This window comes from Paenibacillus nuruki (genome assembly GCF_963311185.1).
Classification (GTDB): domain Bacteria; phylum Bacillota; class Bacilli; order Paenibacillales; family Paenibacillaceae; genus Saccharibacillus; species Saccharibacillus nuruki.
The window spans coordinates 4730136-4752575 of record NZ_OY725677.1; the positions used below are offsets into that span (position 1 = coordinate 4730136).

Below are 22440 nucleotides of genomic sequence, written 5' to 3' on the forward strand. Positions count from 1 at the left end.
CTGATGCAACAGGATGCTCGTTTTTGTTTTTTATGATGGGATTACAATTTGAAAATAGAATCGTTATTCGGTTTGTTCGGATTATCTTCGAAATTATGATTCATTTTATCTTTCAAATACATACCATAGATATGCACGATCCCAATCTTCACAACCATATACAATGGAATAACAAGCAACATTCCCAGAATACCACCCATGTCTCCACCTACCAATAAAAGCACAACAATCGTAAACGGATGAATATCCAACTGCTTCCCGAAAATAATCGGCTCAAGCAAATTATTTTGGATCATTTGCGCAATAATCACGATCACGATTGCCCAGATTCCCATAGCAGGTGATTCGATCAAACCCACAATCGCTACCGGAACAGCAGACAAAATGGCACCGATATAAGGAATAAAGTTTAAGAAGAAAGCTAAAAATACAAGTAACAATGAATACGGCAGATCAATAATCAAGAAACCAATATACAGAAGCACACATAGTGCCAAGTTAACCAGTACTCGACCTGCGATAAAGCTACTTAATGAATCATCCATTTCATCCAACATCGCTTTTCCATCTTCTTTATGACCAGCTGGAAAAAGTTTGAGCAATTGAGGTGACAACCGTTTGTCATCTTTAAGCAAGTAGTACAACATGATAGGAACAGTAGCCACAACAAGTACAAAGTTAGAAATAAAGGAGAACATACTTGAAATATGAACCGATAACCAATCAAAGATCGTATTCAAATATTCTGTTAATTTGGCGATTAACTCTTGATTGTTTTCAGCAGGGATATATTGCTGAATCGTTGGATTCTGTTGTAATAGTTGGATCTGCGTAATAATACTTTGTGTAAATCTAGGCGCATTTTCGATAAAACTTGAGACCTGATCTCGTAATGTCGGCCAGCCGATAATAGAAAAGATGGCTAAGACGATAATAACCGCCAGATACATCAATAAAATAGATAAAGAACGTTTTAACTTCTTTTTTTCTAAATAGTTAACGAGTGGACGTAGTGGATAGTATAGAAAAGCTGTGATCAACAGTGGAACGATGGTGAGGCTAATTAACGAAGCGATTGGGGTAAAAATAAAGTCAACTAGTGTTCCTAAATAGACAATCAAGAGTATAAGCGCAACCCCGGCACCTATACGGAAAAAGCGTCTTTGTAGCATAGATAAATCCTCCTTCAGAATCTTAAATGGCCAATATGTAGAATCTTTGTATATTCCCTATACACTCATACGTAAAAAGTAATGAGTTGGATGCATCAATGGAAGCTTTATGAAAGTTCTCATTTGGGTCTATCTTACTATATAAACCGCAATATGCTTGCTTAATCTCTGGAGAAAGGTAAAATAAAAAAGCAATCATTTGTAAGCGTTATTAATAACTACATATCCAAGGAGGCATATCTACAATGACAATGAATTATCGCAGATTAGGTGGTAGTGGCTTGAAAGTAAGTGAAATTAGCCTGGGCAGTTGGCTCACTTACGGAGGATATGTGGAAAAAGAAAATGCGGTTCAATCGATTCGTGAAGCTTATGATTTAGGGATTAACTTTTTTGATACTGCAAATGTCTATGAGCGTGGAGAAGCTGAAAAAGTAGTAGGTGCTACACTTAAAGACTATCCTCGTGAATCGTATGTACTGGCAACCAAAGTATTTGGCGATATGGGCGATGGACCGAACGACAAAGGGCTATCCCGCAAACATATTACCGAACAATGTCATGCCAGTCTTAAACGTCTAGGGCATGATTATATTGATCTTTATTATTGCCACCGCTTTTCCCCAGAGACACCGATCGAAGAAACATTACGTGCACTCGATGATCTTGTTCGTCAGGGCAAAGTATTATATGTAGGTGTCAGTCAGTGGACAGCTGCTCAGATGCAAGCGGCGGTGGGTGTAGCAGATCGTTATTTGCTAGATCGTATTGTTGTCAATCAACCAGTCTATAATATGTTTAACCGTTATATAGAAGAAGAAGTCATTCCACTTGGTGAGAAATACGGTATCGGACAAGTCGTCTATTCACCGCTTGCTCAAGGATTATTGACAGGTAAATATACATCCAAAACCGATATTCCATCCGATAGCCGTGCCGCTAAACTCAAATGGGATGATGACCGCTTTAGCGACGAAAAACTATCTCAAATCGGACAATTGCAAAAAATCGCTGATGAAGCAGGGATACCTTTAACTCATCTAGCACTAGCATGGATCTTGCGTCAAAAAAATGTATCCAGCGCACTCGTTGGAGCCAGTCGTCCTGAACAAGTCAAACAAAACGCCAGCGCATCCGGCATCCAACTTACATCCGACGTCATCGAAGCCATCGAAAAAGTATTAACCGTCTAAAATAAACTCAATCTATAACCCTTTCAAGCCTTCCGCGTTATGGAAGGCTTTTTAGTTTAACTATATACATAACCACTACATTTTAATTTCAAATATCTCACCATTAAATAATTTCAAATATTCCTATATTCACCCGATAATATTAGTAAGAGGTAAGAGGTAAGAGGTAAGAGGTAAGAGGTAAGAGGTAAGAGGTAAGAGGTAAGAGGTAAGAGTAATGAAGATAATTTAAACTAATATCATCTTTAAAATTCCTACCCTGCTCCCCTTCCACCCAAGATTTCAGGTTTTGCCCTACATTCATTTCAATACCCAACGTGATATCCCACGCCAGCAGAGGCAATCATTATTCTGAAAGAGCGGAGCGTTCGCCTTTAGAACGTAATCCCCACCGCAAAGCGGTACATCAAGGGATTCCGTTCTACCAGCGACGACAAGAATAACGATTGCCGTAGCGTCACTTACCTAATACCGTCTAAATGCACCTCTTTAAGCCTCAAATCCGCCCAATTTATGATAATGATTCTCAGAATTGTCTGCAAAACTATTGACCATAATTTTAAATGGATTTATACTTATTCTAAAATCAAATTAAGGGAATGATCCAAATGAAAACAATCAACTTGACGACACAGCGCAAAGCTGTATATGAAATCGTCTGCGAAGCTGCGGATCACCCGACTGCTGCTGATGTTATGAATCGGTTAGTAGAGCGTGGTCATAATTTTGCATATGGGACGGTATATAACTCTTTAAGATATTTATCAGATAAAGATTTGATTCGCGAATTAAAATTAGGTGAAGCCGCAAGTCGTTATGATGGCAAAATGGATGATCACCAACACATCGTATGTGAAAACTGTGGAGCTGTAGATGAAGTGATGACAGACGCACCTGTAGAATGGTATGCAGCCGTAGCCGAAGAAACAGGATATGATGTACACCATGCTCATGTCGTATTTAGAGGAGTGTGCACAGAATGTCGAAACAAATCACGAAAATAATTGATAATGATTATCATTTAGGAACAACAGATACATTAATGAACTGGTCTGTAGCTGAACGTAATATGCGTAATGTAGCCGATCTTATCGCACATTCTTGCCCGATTACAAGACGAGTGGTTATTATCAGTCCAGCACCAAGCCGTGTACATGAATTAACACGTACACTATCAGATAGTTGTTTTGATGTTATGGTTTTTCACCGTTGGGAAAGTAATGGTGCAGGCGCAATCAGTGCTGATTTGTTTATATTTGATCTGATTTCTTCATCAGGTGCTCAAGATATTGAGTCTGCTAAGTTACAGTTTAGTGAGAAAAATTCTCATTTACCAACATTGTTCCTTGTGCGTGAAGATATGTTAACGACGGATTTGAACGAATGGGCAGAAGAAGAATTGTTAGTCTGGCCTGCACGTCCGCAAGAAGGACTGTATCATGTAGAACGTGTGATTCGTGCTGGAAGCAATCGCCCTGCGGCACCTGCAACAGGAGATACCGAACATCGCACTGTTTTCAAAGACCTATGGATCGATCGCAAAAAAATGACTGTTCATCGTGCACAACAGCGTATAGAACTCACCAAAACAGAGTATGATCTATTACTTATGCTGATCGAAAGCGAAGGCGGCGTATTGTCTCGTGAAGATTTGATGAGCGAAATTTGGGGCACTCAATTTTTTGGCGGTAGTAATGTTGTTGATGTTCATGTAAAAAGTCTACGTAAAAAAATCGGTGATAATGCTTCTGCACCGCAATATGTAGAAACTGTGCGTGGCGTAGGTTATCGATTGGCAGATTAAGGGAGCTCTTCATCATTTCTTCATCGAAGGCTCATAGGTAACTCATGAATGGTGGTAAGGGTAGATGTTAGAATGAATCTAATCTTTTGGAATGAGTCTAATTATAAATTAGATTGATGACCATTTATGATGAGAGGATGATTTCTAACAATGACAAACAACGACCACCGTCTAACGACCAACCAGGGTGCACCTGTAGGGGACAATCAGAATTCCCGTACCGCAGGTCGTCGAGGACCTACTTTACTAGAAGATTATCATTTGCTAGAAAAAATCGCTCACTTTGACCGTGAACGTATTCCAGAACGTGTTGTTCATGCTCGTGGAGCAGGCGCTCATGGAGTGTTCCGTGTCGATCAAAGTATGAAGGAATACACCAAAGCTGAATTTTTACAAGAAGTGGGCACAGAAACACCTGTTTTTGTACGCTTTTCAACGGTTATTCATGGTGTAGGTTCACCCGAAACAGCACGCGATCCGCGCGGATTTGCTGTTAAATTTTATACCAAAGAAGGCAACTACGATATTGTAGGTAACCATTTGCCTGTATTCTTTATCCGTGATGCAATGAAATTTCCGGATATGGTTCACTCACTCAAGCCTGATCCGCAGACCAATCTACAAACACCAGCACGTTATTGGGACTTTATGACACTTACGCCTGAATCGACGCATATGATGACATGGTTATTTTCAGATCATGGTACACCGGCGAATTATCGTGAAATGGATGGATTCAGTGTTCATGCGTTCAAATGGATTAATGCTGAGGGTAAAGTGACTTATATTAAATACAAATGGGAAACAGCCCAAGGTGTACGTACTTTCACGGCTGACGATGCTGAAAAGCAACAAGGTAAAGACTTCAATCATGCCACCCGTGATCTGTTTGAACATATTGAAAAAGGCGAGTTCCCGGAATGGACATTGAAAGTCCAATTTATTGAGCCCAAAGATATCGATAATTATGCTTTTGATCCACTAGATCCAACGAAAGTATGGCCGGAAGATCAATTTCCTTTGCATACGGTCGGAACGATGACACTCAATCGCAATCCAGATAATTTCTTTGCTGAAGTCGAGCAATCTGCTTTTTCACCAAGTGCTTTGGTTCCAGGGATTGAGCCTTCTGAAGATAAATTACTTCAAGGTCGTCTGTTCTCTTATCCAGATACACAACGTCACCGTCTAGGAACCAATTATCTTCAAATTCCAATTAACTGTCCGTATGCACCTGTTCGTAATCAACAACGGGATGGGCAAATGAACATCAAGCAAGATACATCCACGTACAACTACGAGCCTAACAGCTATACCGATGGCCCTACAGAAGATCCGCATTACCGTGATTCTGAAGTAGAATTGGAACAAGGACATGTGACCCGTCAGAAAATTGCCAAAACCGATGATTTTGCTCAAGCAGGAGATCAATATCGTTCATATACTGCTCAAGAAAAAGAGAATTTATTGCAAAATTTGGTTAATGATTTAAAAGAGGTTAAAAAAGATACTCAATTGCTGGCAATCTGTAACTTTATCCGTGCTGACCGTGAATATGGTATGCGTCTAGCACAAGGATTAGGCATTGATATCAGTGAATTTATGGGACAAATGAGATCGTAATCATCACTTGCAACAAATGACAAATGATTGACTTGAGATATTCAGCGTTCCGCTTTATATTAAAGGGGTATCGTTAGTTGAAATGAAGCAGAACGCTTTTATATATAAGCTGTGAATAGAGACCTTAATCGTTCTCAAAAAAAGATAGCTTAGTAGGATAAGGTCACTATTGACCGCAGTTATGACGAAGGAGCGCTACAAATTCATGTGTGCGCTCCTTTGTATACTCTAAAAAAAGGGGTGATGAAAGGCAAAAGGGGTCTGTTCGTATGAATGCAGTGTAGGAAGATCAACAGATGGGTGCTTACTATTCCAGAAGATTGAAGGAGATGTGAGTCATGAGAAAATCATGGAGCGTTGGCATGATAGGTGTGTTGTTCATCTTTGTTGTTGGAACGTCCAGTTCGTTCGTTGCACCTGCATTTGCTGCCACTGAAAATGGATCTTATACTGTTGTGACTCCTGATATTCTAACCAAGCGACCAACCACAGACATTTTACCTGCTGATTTCCCGATTCCCGATGATGCCGTGATCGATACGTCCCAACAAACGTATATTGAAGGACAACATAGTATTTTGCTTGTTTTTCATACGAAAAGTAGTATGGAGACCCTTGCCAAAACGTATGACGAATACTTCCGTATTGTGAATATGGACCAAGCGATTCAGACGTTAAATGAACAGCAATTGAGCGTACAAGGAACAGAACCGGTTACAGCTCAACAATGGTCATTAACTGGTGCACCTACTGCCTCCAAAGATACAGTAGAAGTAACGGTGAAAGTGATGAAACATCAATAAAGATAGATGATCAATCGAAATGAAAACGATAGGAATGAATACAATCAAATGAATAGTATAAATAATAAAAAGATGTAACTTCCTTTTTGAGCGAAGTCACATCTTTTTGTTGTATAAGCGTATATTGATTTGAAATACTTAAAATACGTATCTACTTATTTCTCTGACCAGCTTACTGTCAATTCTACAACATCTTTGCCTGTTTTAGCGCCGCCAATAATCGACCAGACTTGTTTAGTTTTAGGATCGGTTCCTTGAATGATAAGGTTTTTCTCATCAATTGTGGATGTTGCATCAGTAAGAGATTTGGCATCAAAATATTGTTTGTACGTTTGGGATAGAGTCTCCATGCTTCCTTTAGTAGTAAAGATAAGTAAAACCGATTTTTTACCTTTGTTTTCTTCTTGATGAGATGTGGAGATGACCGCATCATCGGGAATCGGGAAGTCTGTCGGTAAGTAAGTAGGACGTTTTTCTACACTATCTGCTGCAATCGGTCCTTTTTCTGTCAGTGATCCTGAATTGGTTGCAGTATCATTACTTTCCGTCGCAGGCTCGGTTGCTTCAGTGGAAGAATCAGTCGTCGAAGCAGGTTCAGTGGTCATATCTGAAGATTCTGTATCTGTTGTCGCAGGTGTTGCCGGTTCTGTATTCGTCGTATCGGTTGTATTATTCGTTTCCGGAGTGCTCTCAGTTGAAGGATTAGCGGGTGCAGATGCGTTACTACAAGCACTTACGATGACGACAAGTAACATTCCAGTCAAGAATAGACTCCATATTTTTTTCATTCATCATGCCCTCATTTCTAAATAGATTATAGATCTACTCGCTTGTGGCTATACAGCTATTGCTTGTTATTCCAGTTCAATTATAACATGACCTTTACATAAAGAGTATTTATGACAGTGGCTTATCAGAAGGGCTATAGATAAGATCATGATTTCCAAAAAAATAGCTTCGCAAAACGATATTAATCTGGTATTATTTGTATAATGTATCCTTATATAGAGGAAATGCAGAAAAAAGAATCAATTCTACTCTAAAAGGTAGACGTTTGACGCGTGCTACAGAGATACACTACTATATGTAGTGAGGTGGCATAAGGATATGAAAATACAAAATTTTAAAGTAGGCGCAACAGGAATGGATCGCTTTTTCGGTCCACTGGAAGCTCAAGTCATGAATATTCTATGGGATATGGATCACCCCATGACGATTAAAGAAGTTCTAGCTTCACTTCAGACAACCAAACCACTTAGTTTTAATACCATTATGACGGTGATGAACCGCTTGGTTGAAAAAGGAGCTTTAACGAAAACGGGAGAAAGTCGAAGTTTTCATTATGAGCCTTCTGAAAGTCGAGAGCAATTTTTAAACAATCAGTCCAGGGAATTGACGCATGAATTGATGGAAGAATTCGGGTCACTCGCCGTAAATCATATGGTAGATGTGCTGGAGGAAGTAGATCCTCAACTTATTCGCGCCTTGGAGGATAAAATCAAACAATGGAAAAAAGAAACGTAAATCACTGGCAACGTCGTTCAAGAAGATTGCTTCATACCGGGCTATTGCTATCTTTATTTACGATAGGGCTTATGTTTATTTATGCTCTCCATGCGATATTTGGCTGGAATATTCCTTTTGATCTGCTACGTATCTGTAACCGTTGGATGGAAGCTCAAGGTTGGTTTTCAGTAGCGCATGTACTCAGAGGTCTTGTTCTTTGTACATTTGTCTTATATATCGGCTACGGGTTAGATCAGTGGCTAGGATCGCACCGAGCATATCGTTATTTTCAGTCGCTACAAGATGAAGAGCAGTCAGTACAATATAATGAAGTCTACAGCCCTGCGAACAAATTATTTGTGATTATTCACTGTCCGCAACCATTGGCGTTAACAATGGGTATTTTTCGGCGACGTATTATTTTATCAGATGGATTACTTCGCATGTTGGATCAACAAGAGCAACAAGCTGTTGCGCATCATGAGCTATTTCACTACCGACATCGTGATCCATTAACGACTTTTTTGTTGGGGCAGTTTGCTGTTGCATTATGGTTTTTGCCTGTATTGAGAAATATTACGTTACATTATAAAATATCGCGTGAAATTCTAGCAGATAGTTATGCTGTTCATCATTTGGGTACACCTGTTGGCTTAGGCGGTGCATTATTAAAGCTTGTTCACCGTCAGCAATACCATTCCCCTCAACCTTTTCGGATGATCTATTCTTCTTTTGCCGAGACATCACTCAATTACCGAATTCATCGTATTGTTGAACCTGATCAAGAGAAATCTTTGCGTTTGCCAATAGGAACTGTGCTATTTTCTGTGGTTATATTGATATCACTCAGTATTTTGTTATTGTGGTCACTTCTATAATGATTGTATAAGTGGCTATTTTTATAGTAATACACTACGCCATGTAGTGAAGATTTTACTCATACTAAGGAGGAATAATAATGTTGCTTAAACGTAATGTAGAATTAGGACTGTTTATTGTTCGTGTATTAACAGGTGTTATCTTTTTATTGCATGGATTTTCTAAATTTCAAGGTGGTATTGGCGGTACAATGGGATTTTTCCAAAGTATAGGGTTACCTGGAGCTTTGGCTCCTGTTGTAGCGATTATTGAGATTCTGGGTGGACTACTGTTAATTCTAGGTCTACTAACGCGTATCGCAGGTGTTGCTTTAACCGTAATTATGGTTGGCGTATTGCTTACAGCCAAAGCCGGACAGCCATTTATGATGGGTACCGAATTTGATTATTTGTTGTTATTTACCTCACTTCAATTAGCATTTACAGGTAGTCTATTATTATCTGTGGATAGTCTTCTTTTCAAAAATAAATACAATAGTCGACTAGCCGAAAACTAAGTAACGCACAATATATTTGTGTGAAACCAAAGATAAATCAAACAAAAACCGACAAATATCATAACGATATTGTCGGTTTTTTGTTTTTTACCTAAAAAACTAACATCGTTTAGGCGATATATACAGTACCAGCAAATTGTAGATGATTAACATCAGGCATCAGAATCATCTGTATTCATTTATAGAAAGAGTGGGGTTCATGAAAAAAAGAAAAAAGTTGGCTAAATTACCTGCTTTTCGATGGTCTATTCGTAATCAATTAATTTTAGCTTTCGCTTTAATTTTATTGGGTCCAAGCTTAGTCATTGGTATCAGTATGTACAACAAAGCCAAAGTCGAAGCACAAGACAATCTAAATGCTAGTGCGACACAAAGTGTAGAAATGGCTAATCTATTTATCAGCAATGCGATTCAGGCGAAGTATAACGATGTGGAGTACTTATCAGGTATTTTTGATAAATCGCTTCTAGCTGAAAGTTCTAGCTCCCTTCTTAATCCCAAGTTAACTCAGTATTTAGGGCTTCATCCAGAAGCAACAGATATCTTTGTGGGTACTGAAGATGGAAGAATTATTCATGGAGCAACCAAAGAAAATAAAGCGGGCGATGATCCTCGAAAAAATGATTGGTATCAGTTGGCAGAAGCTTCTCCAGACAAATCCATTATTACTTCTGTGAAGCTCAATGCAGATAATCTGCCTGTTGTGCTGATTGCTCATCGTTTAAAAGATCAATCAGGTGTGGTCGGTATTACATTAAATTTGCAAAATGTTTCTAAATTAGTGGATATTGATGTAGGTACAGCAGGTTATGTGATTATTTTGGATGCCGAGAAAAAATATATTGTGACACGTAGTGGTGTACCCGGTGATCCCGCAACTGGTGAATATTTAGAAAAAATGTATGCTCAGGATACTGGTACGATTAACTATACATTTGAAAATAAACCGAAAAAAATGGTCTTTCTTACTAACAAAGATACCAACTGGAAAATTGCAGGTACGATGTACACCACTGAAATTGATGCAGCGGTCGAACCGATTCGTAATCAAGCATTCCTGATTATTATTATTGCAATTGTGATTGCAGCGATCATTGTGGCGTTCTGTATCAATATGATTATGAAGCCATTGCTTGCTTTGCGCAAAACCACCCATCAAATTAGTGAAGGTGATCTGACTATCCAAATAGATGATCGCAAAAACAATGAGATTGGCGATTTGGCGCATGACTTTGCGATTATGGTGAGCAGTCTGCGTGAAATGATCGAAAAAGTCAGAGATACGACAGATAATGTATCCGCAGCTTCGGAAGAACTTGCAGCAGGTGCAGAAGAAACCAGTCGCTCTGTAGAACATGTAACGATGGCGATTCAAGAAGTGTCTACAGGTAGTGAAAGACAAGTAGCAGGCGTACAGATCGGAGCAGATGCTATTCATCGTATGTCAGAACGTGTATCTGAAATTTCTGGTCATGTGGCAGAAGTGAGCCAGAGTATGACCGATGCGGCAACAGCTTCAGCTAAAGGAAATGAATCGGTTATTAATGTAACGCAACAAATTTTTGAAATTCAATTAACCGTCGATCGTTTGGCTGAAATTATCACCAGTCTCAATACTCAATCCAGTGAAATTGGTGGTATTGTTGATCTTATTCGTAATATTGCCAAACAGACCAATTTGTTAGCGTTGAACGCTTCGATTGAAGCTGCTAGAGCAGGGGAACATGGTAAAGGGTTCGCTGTAGTTGCTGACGAAGTTCGTAAGCTTGCTTCCGAATCAGGAGAATCCGCAGAACGGATCGGTAGTCTGATTACAGGCATGCAAGGTATTGTTGCGCAATCGATCGAAGTTATGGATCAAGCGAAAGAAAATGTAACTGGTGGTATCTTAGCAGTTGATACGTCTGGACGCTCATTCTCCAAAATTAATCGTGCGATTAAAGCCGTTTCTCGCAAAATGAATGATGTAACCGGAACAACAGATCATTTGAACAGTGATGCGAATGCGGTTGTAGAATCGATTGAAGATATCGCTAGTATTTCAGAAGAAGCAGCAAGTAATACAGAGACGATCTCAGCAGCAGCAGAAGAACAACTGGCTTCGATGCAAGAAGTATCCAGTGCGGCTACCGATTTAACGCGTCTAGCAGAACAGTTACAACAATTAGTTTCTCGTTTTAAAGTATAACTATTGCGATGAACATGTTTCAATACTATAGCCGTTGTCTCATATTAAGTGACAACGGCTATTTCTTATTTTATATTTTACATTATATTCGTAAGTTTGTTACAATAATTCAGTAATGATATAAACCAATGAACAGCAGATCATCTACTCAGGGAGGAATAGATATGTTTACACGATACCCGGCAGAAGAACGTTTTAGTTTTGATCGAGGTTGGCTACAAGGAAGTCATAGCTTTTCATTTAGTGAATATCAAGATCCGAATAATGTAAGCTTTGGTCCTCTTCGTGTATTTAACGATGATGTGATTGCACCTTCACGTGGATTTGGTGCGCATCCGCATAGTGATATGGAGATTGTATCGATTATTTTGGAAGGACAATTGCGCCATGAAGATAATATAGGAAATGTAGCTGTAAGTTCTTTTGGCGGTGTTCAGCGGATGTCTGCGGGTACTGGTGTTGTGCATACAGAGCATAATGCTTCAGATGAGACGCATTGTAATCTATTGCAGTTATGGTTTGAGCCAGAAGCACGTGGTCTTAAGCCTTCGTATATGAGTTCGTCGTATAATCCAGCTTCGTTAAACGGTCAATTGTTACCGATCGTAAGTCGTCAGGGTGGCGAGAATCAAGCGACGATTCATCAAGATATGACCATTTATCTCAGTCGTCTGGAAAAAGGGCAAGAGATTCCATTCGTTCAGCATCCAGATCGCCGTACGTATGTATTTGTGATTCAAGGTAGTCTGACGATGAATCAAGAACATCTATTATCCAAGCGAGATGCCATGCGGATCGAACAAGAAACTCATTTACAGATGACAGCAGAAGAACCTGTCTTTTTCTTGCTGATCGACTTGCCTTAGGAGGAATATAGCTGATGAAAGAAACCGTAATGGTCAAGCATGCAGTGACAGGTCGAGAATTATTAAATAATAATAAGCACACGTTCACTTATGAATTAAGCGATCTGCCCGCAGGTGGTTTCCGTATGACGCTTATGAATGTGCCTGAAGAGATTGTACAAGATATTCTTACTTTGCAAAATGAGCTAAATCTATTCCGCTTTGAACTACCTGAAGATGCTCCACAGATCAAGCACTGGTACTATGTCAAAGAACAAGGTGTGCAGTATCAAGCAGACCAACACCAATTAATTATCGAAGCCGCATCAGAAATTGTTTATCTACCTTCAGAGTATTTAGAATAATATAATTTTATATTTTTTCAAACCTTCTCTATAGATAATATAGAGAAGGTTTTTTTATGTTGAAAAATAGAAAGATATCGATTAACATTATTAGTAATTATATCCACTTACCCCATCTATATCAAAAATGATCTGGTCAAATTCATAATGTATACGTATCGCTATTACCCAAAATAGATCGATCTATGAATTTTAATAGTATCGCTTATATCTACTCTCCACTTCTATCATTTTTATTCCTTTACTGTATTCCTTTTTACAATAGCATAGCTTTTTAAAGTTCCTTATTACCTATCCCTGGAAAGGAAGGTTAGCGTATTGAATGTGTCTTCGCCACTACATCAAGTGGATCAATGGATCAAAGATGATAAGGTGATGCCTTTTGCTTCTGGATGGGAGCATATTGAACATGAAATTCGCAGAATCGATCTACTCATACGGATCGCTTTGATTCGTTATCCTCCTCAAGTATCTGCTGAGATTGAGCAATATAAGGGACTATTCATTAGTGAAGAAGAAGTATGGTCTCTGCTAGAAGTTTATAAATCCCCCGAGCAACTGGAGCCTATAGAACAACTACTCCATATGTTAACCGCATGGGAGCAGTATATTGCCAAACGTCTAGAGTTAAGTAGACAACAAGGGATACATACACCATTGGATCAGATTCGTCAGCGAATGAAATTAGAAGATCACAGCTATTTGTGTTTTTTAGTTGTACTTGCTATTGAAATCGATCGTAAATATGAAAAGTTATATGCTTATTTGCAAGACGATATCACTTGTAAATCCCCAACACTGCAACTCTTATTAAAGTTGCTTGCAGATCAACCAGAACACGTTCAGCGGATTCGCCAAGCTTTTGGAACCCGGCATCCTTTAACAGATTGGTTGATTCATCCTCTTGTAGAATCTGAACCTAAATCTTCATTGTCCAGGGCATGGATCGTTGAGCCTGATGTGATGCAATTTTTATTAGAAGAACAGGTTGAGCAGCATTCATTTTCGGCAAAAGGTCTAAGGTTATACCAACCAGACGATGAACTGCCGCCACTGATTATTCATCAATCGATCCAACAGCAATTACAGCTTATCTGGCAACATCAATCCGATCAGACAGTTGTTCTTATTCACGGTCGTGTAGGAAGCGGTAAAAAGCATCAACTCCGACATCTATGTCAGTGTTATCACCGTTCGATGTTAGTTGCTGATCTCGAACGAATTGAATCCTCATCTAGTGAAAAGATACAGGAATGGATCCAAAAGACACTTCGTCAAGCTATGCTACGGGATGCTGTATTAGTGTGTACCGGATGGGATCAATGGCTACAACGTACACCTACAGAAATTCAATATGTCGTGCGAGAATTAGAGCAATATAAGGGCATTTTATTTTTGATAGCAAATACGATGCAAGATATGTATCTAACAACCACTTTATGGTCACTAGAGCAAGAAATTCAGCTTTCTATGCCAAGTATTCAAGAATCTCTACTGATCTGGGAATATTATGGCAATCAAAAGTGGACTGAACATTCATTGAACTGGCAACAAGCAGCATCGACTTTTCAAATGACAGCAGGCCAGATCGTCAAAGCTTTGGCAGATATGGCAACAGAATATACTTTGAACTCAGATCATACAACTGCTGATCAGACACTTGAGCTTACACAAGAACATCTCAATCGTAGTTGTTATAGACAGATTCAGACTCGATTAAATACGCAAGCAACTCGATTATCGATAACAGCAACATGGGATGATTTGATTTTGCCTGTTAGTCAGAAGCAAAGAATGCGTTATGCCTGTGATCAGGTAAAGTATCGCAGTAAAGTGTATGAAGAATGGGGATTTGGTCATAAGTTAGCTTATGGTAAAGGGTTAAGTCTCCTATTTACAGGCCCACCGGGTACAGGGAAAACGATGTCGGCTCGTGTGATTGCTAACGAGTTGCAGATGCAAATGTATCAAATTAATTTGTCACAGGTGGTTAGTAAGTATATCGGAGAGACCGAGAAGCATCTGCAAGAAGTATTCGATGAAGCCAAATACAGCAGCAGTATTTTGTTTTTTGACGAAGCTGATGCATTGTTCGGTAAGCGTTCTGAAGTGAGTGATTCGCATGATAAATTTGCGAATATGGAGACTTCTTTTTTATTGCAAAAGATGGAGGAGTATGAAGGGATTACGGTGCTCGCCACCAACTACAAGCAAAATTTGGATGAAGCTTTTATGCGTAGAATAAGCTTTATTATTCGTTTTCCTTTTCCTAATAAAGAAAGTCGTCAGCAGATCTGGCGTACCTTATTACCGGATCAAGTTCCGATTGAAAAAGGCATTGATTTTGATTTTCTGGGAGATACATTTGAGATCTCTGGCGGACAGATTAAAAATGTGCTGGTGGCTTCTGCTTTTCTGGCGGCATCGGAACAAGTGCCTCTATCGATGAAAATGATTTTTACAGCGTTACGACAAGAGCTAGATAAAAGTGGCATGGTTCCTTCTACAACTTCTCTTGGATTATATAGTGATCTATGGCAGTAATTCTTGAAATCCATAATAGCTAGATACTGGAAAGGAGGAGAAGCCTATCGGTAGCACCCAAGTTATTGCAGATACTGGATTATCGATCGTCAAATTATTGCGAGACCAACTTACACCTGATCCTATTGCAGAATCAGCGAGTATTGGACTTTCTTCTCCGATTGAAGATAGTGAATTAATCATTAGTGTCTATCTTTATGAGATTCGGCAAAGTAAAGAATATCAAATTTACGATATGATTTCACGGGGGAACGATCTTCTACAGTATCCACCGTTGTCCTTAGAGTTATCCTATCTGATTACAGTACATTCTGCTGCCGATGCCAGTGTACGAGCGTTAGATAGCAATCGGATAATGGGTCATATTCTGCAAACGATGCACGATCATGCGATATTGAGCGGAACTGATCTTGTCGGAACGTTACGTGATCATAATGAAGAATTACGAATTATTTTTGAAGATTTTCCAAGTGAAAAGCTATTGAGCTTTTTCCCGCAAAAACCGTACAAATTATCGATCAGTTACAGCGTCGGCCCTGTATTGATAGAATCCAAACGTACCAAAAAAGTCGCACGCATATTGGAGAGCGATATTCGTACACAGACACGGGAGGGATACCCATGATTCAGCAGTCGCTCTCAATAAGGCATCAGTTGTCTGCTGTCATCTATATAACAGATATAGTCACTGGTCGCGCTGTAGATCATCAACGTCTGTCTTTGATTTTAGAACCTGCCGGTAATGCCCCTATTTACAAAAACGAAGGTTGTTATATTTACAGTAATCTGCCTGTAGGTGTGTACCGGTTAACGATTCGTTCACCCGATTATGGAATAGTGACCAAACAGTGGGAATGGAATCCTGAGCAGAAAAATCCACCGGTATTTCGCTTACTATTACAGCCCTCTCCTGCGTATTCATTTGGTACACAAGCCACTAGAATTGACTGTCGTTGCGTGAATGCTTCGGGTCAACCGATGGCTGGTATTCCTTTGACATTATACAGTCGTTCAGCTGTCAATAGTCGGGCACGCTTAAAAAAGAATGCTTCTCTAGAATCTCGGGTGATTGAAGTGACAACCGCAGGCGTACGTCCGCTAGCAGGAGAGCAATTTGTTTTTAGTGCAGTAGATAAAGACGTAACTTCCCGAGAAATAACATCGGATGAACTCATTATGATTGAGTGTCTTCCTCAGCTCAACGACCAAGTATGGCAACTAACCGCTCCCTTATCTCAAAGTTATCTATCAGGAGTCTTATTATTGCCTGTCGTGCAAGCGATCACCGATCATCATGGTGAAGCAGTGTTAGTGATTCGTGCTATCCCTTCTACCCAAGGACAATTTGAACTTGTTGCTGGTTATGCTAATCAAAAGCTGTATAGATCAGAAATGCTGACTGTACAAGAATCTGAAGTCGTAACGTTTCAACTGACGATTCCTCCATCATTTGAAGAGGATGGTATGGCTAAACATTAAATTTGATAAAGAGAAGGGAGAATGCGCACATGCCAGAATATTTGTCTCCGGGAGTATATGTAGAGGAATTTGATAGCGGCCCCGTACCTATGGCAGGAGTCAGTACGAGTACCGCAGGCTTTTTGGGCGTTGCAGAGCGTGGAGCAGTAGAAGGATTGCCTGTATTGATCACAGGGATTGCGGATTTCCAGCGTAGTTATGGTGGGTATTTATCGGAAAATGCATTTGGTCAGTATCGGTATCTTGCGTATGCCGTAGAACACTTTTTTGGTAATGGTGGTTCTAGATGTTATGTCATGAGAGTAGCACCTGAAACAGCTAAAACAGCGGCTAATATGAAAGCAGAAGATTTGGAAAAAGCAACAGGGCTTATCATTCATGCACGTAATCCGGGGCAGTGGGGCAATCGTATCGTGATCCGATTTATTCCCGCAAGCAAAGCCAAGACTCAGATTACAGAAGATCTAGGAGAAGGTAAATATCTGGTCAAAAGTACAGCAGGATTCCGTGCTGGAGATGTAGTTTCTTTTGTTGAAGGAGACAACGTTACGTATAATCGGGTGGTATCAGCACTCGATAATTTAATGGAATTGGAAGAACCATTAACAGGTGATGTGGTAGATTCTGAACTTGTTCCTACCAAAGTATTATCTACCCGTGAGTTCGATGTTGAAGTACGTTATGGAATGGAAGCAGAACGATTTGAAAATGCTTCACTTAACGCAACAGCTCCTAATTTTATCGGAATTGCTGCTTCTCGTTCTTCATTGATTAGTGTGCAGTGGATAGAGCCAGAAGGAGATAAGGCAACCAAAGCAGTCCCTCCTTTTGAAGTGGTTAGCGGTGAGACGGAAGACAAAGGATCATCCAATCTAGCACTTAGCGGTGGTAGTGATGGCAGTGCAGATGATCTAGGCGCAGGTGATTTTATGGGCAAAGATCTGGGGCCAGGCAAACGTAAAGGGATTCAATCCTTTATTGATAATGATGAAGTCAGTATTCTAGCAGTTCCAGGAGTGACCGATCCCAATGTACAGCTAGCATTAGTAGCACATTGTGAAAATGCCACCAATCGATTTGCTATTTTGGATGCACCGAAAGAAACCACTAAAGTTCCTGACGTACTAGAGCACCGTAACTACTTTGATAGTTCATATGCCGCTTTATATTCACCATGGTTACTGGTATATGATGCTTTTGAAAAGCGAAGTGTCGCGATTCCTCCTTCAGGATCTATGGCAGGCATTTATGCTCGTTCAGACAATACGCGTGGTGTGCACAAAGCACCAGCCAATGAAGTCGTACGTGGTGTGACCGGATTATACTGCCAGTACAACATGGGAGAACAAGATATTTTGAATCCTAAAGGTGTCAATCTAATTCGGCAATTTACCGGGCAAGGCATTCGGGTATGGGGGGCGCGCACCTGTTCTTCCAATGGATTATGGAAATATATTAACGTGCGTCGTTTATTCATTTTTGTGGAAGAATCGATTCGTCGTAATACGAATTGGGTTGTTTTTGAACCGAATGATGAGCCGTTATGGTCACGCGTACAACGGACTATTGACTCTTTTCTGACAACAGTGTGGAGAGATGGAGCATTGATGGGAGCCACACCCGCTGAAGCCTTTTATGTACAGATTGGACGAAGTACGATGACTCAAGATGATATCGATAACGGGCGCTTAATCTGTATTATTGGAATTGCTGCTGTGAAGCCAGCAGAATTTGTTATTTTCCGTGTGACACAAAAAACAGCTACAGAATAAAATATCAGTACATGTCTTACAAGCTAAATGGCTGATGAACTGTCTTGAGATTCTGTTTTTAATTCGGGGAAGGGGTAGAACCTATGGGAGAACGCAAAGATCCATATCGTAATTTTAGATTCAAAATGGAAGTGGGAAGTATTACTCAAGCTGGATTTACCGAAGTATCTGGTTACGATTCAACGGTCGAAATTGTAGAGTATCGCGAAGGTAATGAAGTGACAACACCACGCAAATTACCTGGATTAACGAAATACGGTAATATCACACTCAAATGGGGCGTAACCGACTCGACAGAATTGTACAAATGGTTGGAAGATTGTTCGAATGGAACGATCACCCGTCAAGATGTAACGATTACAGCGATTGATGAGACTGGGCAAGATAAAGCAGCATGGCAGATTATCCAAGCATGGCCAACCAAATACACTGCACCTAACTTTAACGGTTCTGGCAAAGAAGTAGCGATTGAAACGATTGAGTTAGCACATGAAGGTATGAAGCGTTCTAAATAAAAGCTAAATGAACAGTTAAAGGGACAGGCGGAAGCGAATGTCCGCCTGTTATCGTCTAACGGGTAGAAGCTAGAATAGCAATCGAATTCAATCTGGAGGTTACTATATTATGGTGTTGACGACAGAACATAGCTTTGAATTGCCGCGTGGTTATATCGATGGAGATGGTAATTTACATCGACGTGGAGTGATGCGCCTTGCGACAGCAAGTGATGAGATTTTGCCTATGCGTGATCCACGAGTACAGAACAATCCCAGTTATCTTACCATTATTTTGCTAGCCCGCGTGATTACCAAGCTTGGCGATATGAGCATGATCGACACCCATACCATTGAAGGACTATTTACAGCTGATCTGGCATATTTGCAGAATTTTTATCGTAGCATTAATGAAGTTGACGAACCGTCTGTTCCTATTATCTGTCCTAAATGTGGACATGAACACGAGGTGAAAATGGATTTTTTGTCTCAGAGTCTGGTCTAAGCTTGAGTTATCCTGCTGATAAGTTATATGAAGAAATGGGATTTATCGCTTATTATTTTCACTGGTCGCATGAAGCATTGATGAGTATGGAGCATCGAGAGCGTCAACGATGGTGTGAAGAGATTTCTCGAATTAACCGCAATCTGAATGAAGAAGGTTCAGAGAAGAAAGAAAATCTATTTGATGTATTTGGGAAAGGATGATGATCATTGCCAGGGAAATCGATGCACGGTAATGCGGCCCCTATTCGCAAAGATCCATTAGCCGCTTTCCGATTCATGGTTCAAATCGACCAGTTGCAAGTTGCGGGATTCTCGGAGATAAGTGGGTTACAAGCGGAAACCAAGTACGAAACATATATTGAAGGTGGGGAAAATGGGTATGTGCATTATTTGCCCACACGAAGAGAGTATCCACCCCTTGTATTCAAGCGAGGTATTGTGTTTGCGCAGAGCCTTTGGAACTGGTATGACGGCTTCAAAACAGGCAGTATTGTCAAGCTTAACGGTTCTATTATGATGAGCAATGATAACTATAACGATTTTATGATCTGGCATTTTAAAGATGCTTATCCTGTGAAATGGATAGGGCCACAATTGAGCGCCAAGCAAAATGATATTGCATTTGAATCGATAGAAATTGTCCATCAAGGGCTATCGTTAGATCAGCGGAGTCGTGCCCAATTGTAAGTGCTTATAGATGAAATGGATAAATAAGAAAGGAAGCGATGAGTACATGAAGTTATTATCAGATCGTATCGGTCATATGCGTCAGCATCAGCATTTTGCCGACCGTCTGATAACTAAATATCAAATGCCATCGTTATCACGTTTTCCTATTTCTCGATTAATCTATCGCAAGTTAGCAAACAATGTTCATAGCGAAGAAGTGTATCATCATTCGATGAATGTACAATGGACGAATATTACGCAAATGACTGTGATCCGTCCATTGATGATTCGCCAGCATTATTTCTTGCGTACATTAGCTATATCGCGTACAGGTCAGTCTTATTCAGAAAACCCTTTGTATGCGAACCGTACTTCAGACAATCGATGGATAGCCAATAGTCCATGGGTGGCTCTGGCAACAGGTGCAGTCACACATCAATCCCTTCCGTTAAACCGTGAAATGCATAATCGATATGAGCCATCTTCGATTGTAGTGACTCCAGAACGAATTCTACAGACTCTAGGCATACATGAATGGTGGAATGATCCGGCAGGTGTGGAGCACGATACCGATAATGAAGCACGATCATACGATGTGGAGATCGATGACAATCAAGTGCTTCATGAATATCGAGAAATTCAACGTATAGAAGAACAGCAATTTGCAAGACTGCGTTCCAGCTCAAGACAGACAAGTTCCAGTCGCCCTTCTCGTAAAATGATATTGTCTATGCCTTCTTTGTTATCACGACGATTGCCGATGATACGACTGTTATTGCCTGCTCCATCACCGACAATGCGCAATGAATGGCAACGGCGCTCTGAAGAAATGGGTCGACTTGCTCGAATTTTTAATGTCACTGAACTCAGCAATATGGATCAGGTGTTAGGCAGTAATCATACAATTAATCTGTTGACGATTTTGCCACCACCTGAGTGGATATCATCGATAGTGATGCCGCCGATCTGGCAACAACGCAGATCAGAACCGATTCGAGATTCTGAAGATTGGCTGTATCATATTGTACGCTTATTTAATCCATCTGAACGCCGAGCAGTAATTGAACAGAATATTCGCAAATTATATATCAAAGCATCTGAACGGTCTCTTCACCAGAATGCACGTCAGTGGAGCCAAAACGTATTATCAACAGTCTGGCATGAAATGAGTCGCACGAGTCCTAGTCATTTGCCGGCTAAAAGCCCTTTTGTCCGTAAAGCAGGAAAATGGATGTTTGATCCGCAGATGGCTGTCTCTATATTAGGGAGTCGCAACGACACCTGGAATTCTCTACTTCATATGCCGTGGCTTAGAAATAAACCAAGCGATCAGACGATTCAGCAACATATTTATCATCCTGTTATGATTCGTCGTTATCTGAGTGATCCCGAACAATGGAACCGGGGAAGCGGTGAAGGTCTCCCTGTCTGGCAAGATCGTATGTACAGCACTATTAATCAGTATATGAATATCGAAGCAGACCGCTTTTCGCAACAATATGTATCTCAAGTACTTACATCTTGGCTCCCTTCTTATCGAAATACGTATCAAAATCATTGGAATCCGATGTTGTTTCTACAATCCTCCAATATAGGAAATACAGGAGTCAATCGTACATCCAATACACCTTTATTTCCTGGCAATAAGATTCCTGATCGTCAGTCGATATTACATCCATTCGCTCATCGCCACCGTACAGATACCAGTATAGCTCATCAACAGACTGAGCAAGAAACAGGAACAGTCTTACAAATGATCACCAAACGACTACCAACCATTTTATCAGCGCAATCACCATTGATATCAGCTACAAAGCAACATGCTACAACAAGAACAACAGATGATACAAATATCGATTGGAGACAGCCATCTGGATTTTCAGCTTCAGTCGATCCGTTAGTTGAAACGGTAACTTCAGCAGAGATACAAAATATTCGGAATGATCTAGAGCATCAATTGCTACACTCTGGACGTACTCGAATTCAACCGACTGAATTTAATCGTTTAGTGGACAGAGTCTATCGTGAATTGCAACGCAAATTAAAATTTGATTACCAACGTCGTGGGATGTAGTGATAACAGATAAAGGAGGAGACCGTA

22 protein-coding genes are annotated in these 22440 nt (G+C 40.2%); 20 read left to right on the forward strand and 2 right to left on the reverse strand.

Annotation, left to right across the window (positions count from 1 at the left end; genetic code table 11):
• Window positions 1-41: 41 nt before the first annotated feature.
• The gene (locus RCP16_RS21005) at window positions 42-1172 is read right to left on the reverse strand and encodes an AI-2E family transporter (protein ID WP_308641252.1); all 1131 of its coding nucleotides are present in this window, start codon (window positions 1170-1172) and stop codon (window positions 42-44) included.
• Window positions 1173-1423: 251 nt separating this feature from the next.
• Here RCP16_RS21005 and RCP16_RS21010 point away from each other — a divergent pair, with 251 nt between their 5' ends.
• From RCP16_RS21010 to RCP16_RS21030, 5 genes are all read left to right on the forward strand, one after another.
• Entirely contained in the window at window positions 1424-2365 is a 942-nt protein-coding gene (locus tag RCP16_RS21010) for an aldo/keto reductase family protein (protein ID WP_069327784.1), read from the forward strand.
• A 608-nt stretch (window positions 2366-2973) separates the two neighbouring features.
• Window positions 2974-3369 (forward strand): Fur family transcriptional regulator, encoded by a 396-nt coding sequence (locus RCP16_RS21015; RefSeq protein ID WP_069327730.1) that lies wholly within the window; start codon window positions 2974-2976, stop codon window positions 3367-3369.
• Window positions 3345-4169 (forward strand): winged helix-turn-helix transcriptional regulator, encoded by an 825-nt coding sequence (locus tag RCP16_RS21020; protein WP_137223050.1) that lies wholly within the window; start codon window positions 3345-3347, stop codon window positions 4167-4169. The genes RCP16_RS21015 and RCP16_RS21020 overlap by 25 nt, the downstream gene beginning before the upstream one ends.
• A 150-nt stretch (window positions 4170-4319) precedes the next feature.
• Window positions 4320-5792, forward strand: coding sequence for a catalase (locus tag RCP16_RS21025; protein ID WP_137223048.1), 1473 nt, complete (start codon window positions 4320-4322; stop codon window positions 5790-5792).
• 338 nt (window positions 5793-6130) lie between these two features.
• Window positions 6131-6595 carry a hypothetical protein gene (locus tag RCP16_RS21030; RefSeq protein WP_137223046.1) on the forward strand — a complete coding sequence of 155 codons (465 nt, stop codon included), beginning with the start codon at window positions 6131-6133 and terminating at the stop codon, window positions 6593-6595.
• Between the two features lie 155 nt (window positions 6596-6750).
• Here RCP16_RS21030 and RCP16_RS21035 read toward each other — a convergent pair whose 3' ends face one another.
• Window positions 6751-7383 carry a hypothetical protein gene (locus RCP16_RS21035; protein WP_308641253.1) on the reverse strand — a complete coding sequence of 211 codons (633 nt, stop codon included), beginning with the start codon at window positions 7381-7383 and terminating at the stop codon, window positions 6751-6753.
• Window positions 7384-7702: 319 nt separating this feature from the next.
• Between RCP16_RS21035 and RCP16_RS21040 the strand changes: the two genes are divergently transcribed.
• From RCP16_RS21040 to RCP16_RS21110, 15 genes are all read left to right on the forward strand, one after another.
• The gene (locus RCP16_RS21040) at window positions 7703-8119 is read left to right on the forward strand and encodes a BlaI/MecI/CopY family transcriptional regulator (protein WP_137223042.1); all 417 of its coding nucleotides are present in this window, start codon (window positions 7703-7705) and stop codon (window positions 8117-8119) included.
• Complete coding sequence (locus RCP16_RS21045; RefSeq protein ID WP_308641254.1) at window positions 8101-8979, forward strand: M56 family metallopeptidase; 879 nt, start codon at window positions 8101-8103, stop codon at window positions 8977-8979. The genes RCP16_RS21040 and RCP16_RS21045 overlap by 19 nt, the downstream gene beginning before the upstream one ends.
• An 80-nt stretch (window positions 8980-9059) precedes the next feature.
• Window positions 9060-9476: a DoxX family protein gene (locus tag RCP16_RS21050; protein ID WP_193555951.1), complete on the forward strand. Its 417-nt coding sequence runs from the start codon at window positions 9060-9062 to the stop codon at window positions 9474-9476.
• A gap of 199 nt (window positions 9477-9675) precedes the next feature.
• Window positions 9676-11664, forward strand: a complete 1989-nt coding sequence (locus tag RCP16_RS21055) for a methyl-accepting chemotaxis protein (RefSeq protein WP_308641255.1) — start codon at window positions 9676-9678, stop codon at window positions 11662-11664.
• A 164-nt stretch (window positions 11665-11828) separates the two neighbouring features.
• On the forward strand, window positions 11829-12530 hold the full coding sequence (locus tag RCP16_RS21060) for a pirin family protein (protein ID WP_273592583.1): 702 nt from the start codon (window positions 11829-11831) through the stop codon (window positions 12528-12530).
• A gap of 14 nt (window positions 12531-12544) precedes the next feature.
• Complete coding sequence (locus RCP16_RS21065; protein WP_069327740.1) at window positions 12545-12874, forward strand: hypothetical protein; 330 nt, start codon at window positions 12545-12547, stop codon at window positions 12872-12874.
• Between the two features lie 324 nt (window positions 12875-13198).
• Window positions 13199-15418: an ATP-binding protein gene (locus RCP16_RS21070; RefSeq protein ID WP_308642521.1), complete on the forward strand. Its 2220-nt coding sequence runs from the start codon at window positions 13199-13201 to the stop codon at window positions 15416-15418.
• 97 nt (window positions 15419-15515) lie between these two features.
• Entirely contained in the window at window positions 15516-16043 is a 528-nt protein-coding gene (locus tag RCP16_RS21075) for a Pvc16 family protein (RefSeq protein ID WP_371748136.1), read from the forward strand.
• On the forward strand, window positions 16040-16897 hold the full coding sequence (locus tag RCP16_RS21080) for a hypothetical protein (RefSeq protein ID WP_308641256.1): 858 nt from the start codon (window positions 16040-16042) through the stop codon (window positions 16895-16897). Before RCP16_RS21075 ends, RCP16_RS21080 begins: the two co-directional genes overlap by 4 nt.
• Before the next feature lie 29 nt (window positions 16898-16926).
• Window positions 16927-18669, forward strand: coding sequence for a phage tail sheath family protein (locus RCP16_RS21085; RefSeq protein WP_308641257.1), 1743 nt, complete (start codon window positions 16927-16929; stop codon window positions 18667-18669).
• Between the two features lie 83 nt (window positions 18670-18752).
• Window positions 18753-19184: a phage tail protein gene (locus RCP16_RS21090; RefSeq protein ID WP_308641258.1), complete on the forward strand. Its 432-nt coding sequence runs from the start codon at window positions 18753-18755 to the stop codon at window positions 19182-19184.
• Between the two features lie 109 nt (window positions 19185-19293).
• Window positions 19294-19668 carry a phage tail assembly protein gene (locus RCP16_RS21095; protein WP_308641259.1) on the forward strand — a complete coding sequence of 125 codons (375 nt, stop codon included), beginning with the start codon at window positions 19294-19296 and terminating at the stop codon, window positions 19666-19668.
• 2 nt (window positions 19669-19670) lie between these two features.
• Complete coding sequence (locus RCP16_RS21100; RefSeq protein ID WP_308641260.1) at window positions 19671-19871, forward strand: DUF6760 family protein; 201 nt, start codon at window positions 19671-19673, stop codon at window positions 19869-19871.
• A gap of 6 nt (window positions 19872-19877) precedes the next feature.
• Window positions 19878-20357, forward strand: coding sequence for a phage tail protein (locus tag RCP16_RS21105; RefSeq protein WP_308641261.1), 480 nt, complete (start codon window positions 19878-19880; stop codon window positions 20355-20357).
• A 46-nt stretch (window positions 20358-20403) separates the two neighbouring features.
• Complete coding sequence (locus RCP16_RS21110; RefSeq protein WP_308641262.1) at window positions 20404-22413, forward strand: hypothetical protein; 2010 nt, start codon at window positions 20404-20406, stop codon at window positions 22411-22413.
• Window positions 22414-22440: the final 27 nt, after the last annotated feature.

Bases quoted from the DNA above. Each gene is read 5' to 3' on its own strand.
- RCP16_RS21025 (WP_137223048.1), top strand. From the start codon at position 4,320: ATGACAAACAACGACCACCGTCTAACGACCAACCAGGGTGCACCTGTA.
- RCP16_RS21045 (WP_308641254.1), top strand. From the start codon at position 8,101: ATGGAAAAAAGAAACGTAAATCACTGGCAACGTCGTTCAAGAAGATTG.
- RCP16_RS21010 (WP_069327784.1), top strand. From the start codon at position 1,424: ATGAATTATCGCAGATTAGGTGGTAGTGGCTTGAAAGTAAGTGAAATT.
- RCP16_RS21050 (WP_193555951.1), top strand. From the start codon at position 9,060: ATGTTGCTTAAACGTAATGTAGAATTAGGACTGTTTATTGTTCGTGTA.
- RCP16_RS21065 (WP_069327740.1), top strand. From the start codon at position 12,545: ATGAAAGAAACCGTAATGGTCAAGCATGCAGTGACAGGTCGAGAATTA.
- RCP16_RS21015 (WP_069327730.1), top strand. From the start codon at position 2,974: ATGAAAACAATCAACTTGACGACACAGCGCAAAGCTGTATATGAAATC.
- RCP16_RS21005 (WP_308641252.1), bottom strand. From the start codon at position 1,172: ATGCTACAAAGACGCTTTTTCCGTATAGGTGCCGGGGTTGCGCTTATA.
- RCP16_RS21095 (WP_308641259.1), top strand. From the start codon at position 19,294: ATGGTGTTGACGACAGAACATAGCTTTGAATTGCCGCGTGGTTATATC.
- RCP16_RS21055 (WP_308641255.1), top strand. From the start codon at position 9,676: ATGAAAAAAAGAAAAAAGTTGGCTAAATTACCTGCTTTTCGATGGTCT.
- RCP16_RS21020 (WP_137223050.1), top strand. From the start codon at position 3,345: ATGTCGAAACAAATCACGAAAATAATTGATAATGATTATCATTTAGGA.
- RCP16_RS21035 (WP_308641253.1), bottom strand. From the start codon at position 7,383: ATGAAAAAAATATGGAGTCTATTCTTGACTGGAATGTTACTTGTCGTC.
- RCP16_RS21085 (WP_308641257.1), top strand. From the start codon at position 16,927: ATGCCAGAATATTTGTCTCCGGGAGTATATGTAGAGGAATTTGATAGC.
- RCP16_RS21060 (WP_273592583.1), top strand. From the start codon at position 11,829: ATGTTTACACGATACCCGGCAGAAGAACGTTTTAGTTTTGATCGAGGT.
- RCP16_RS21110 (WP_308641262.1), top strand. From the start codon at position 20,404: ATGAAGTTATTATCAGATCGTATCGGTCATATGCGTCAGCATCAGCAT.
- RCP16_RS21030 (WP_137223046.1), top strand. From the start codon at position 6,131: ATGAGAAAATCATGGAGCGTTGGCATGATAGGTGTGTTGTTCATCTTT.
- RCP16_RS21040 (WP_137223042.1), top strand. From the start codon at position 7,703: ATGAAAATACAAAATTTTAAAGTAGGCGCAACAGGAATGGATCGCTTT.
- RCP16_RS21080 (WP_308641256.1), top strand. From the start codon at position 16,040: ATGATTCAGCAGTCGCTCTCAATAAGGCATCAGTTGTCTGCTGTCATC.
- RCP16_RS21090 (WP_308641258.1), top strand. From the start codon at position 18,753: ATGGGAGAACGCAAAGATCCATATCGTAATTTTAGATTCAAAATGGAA.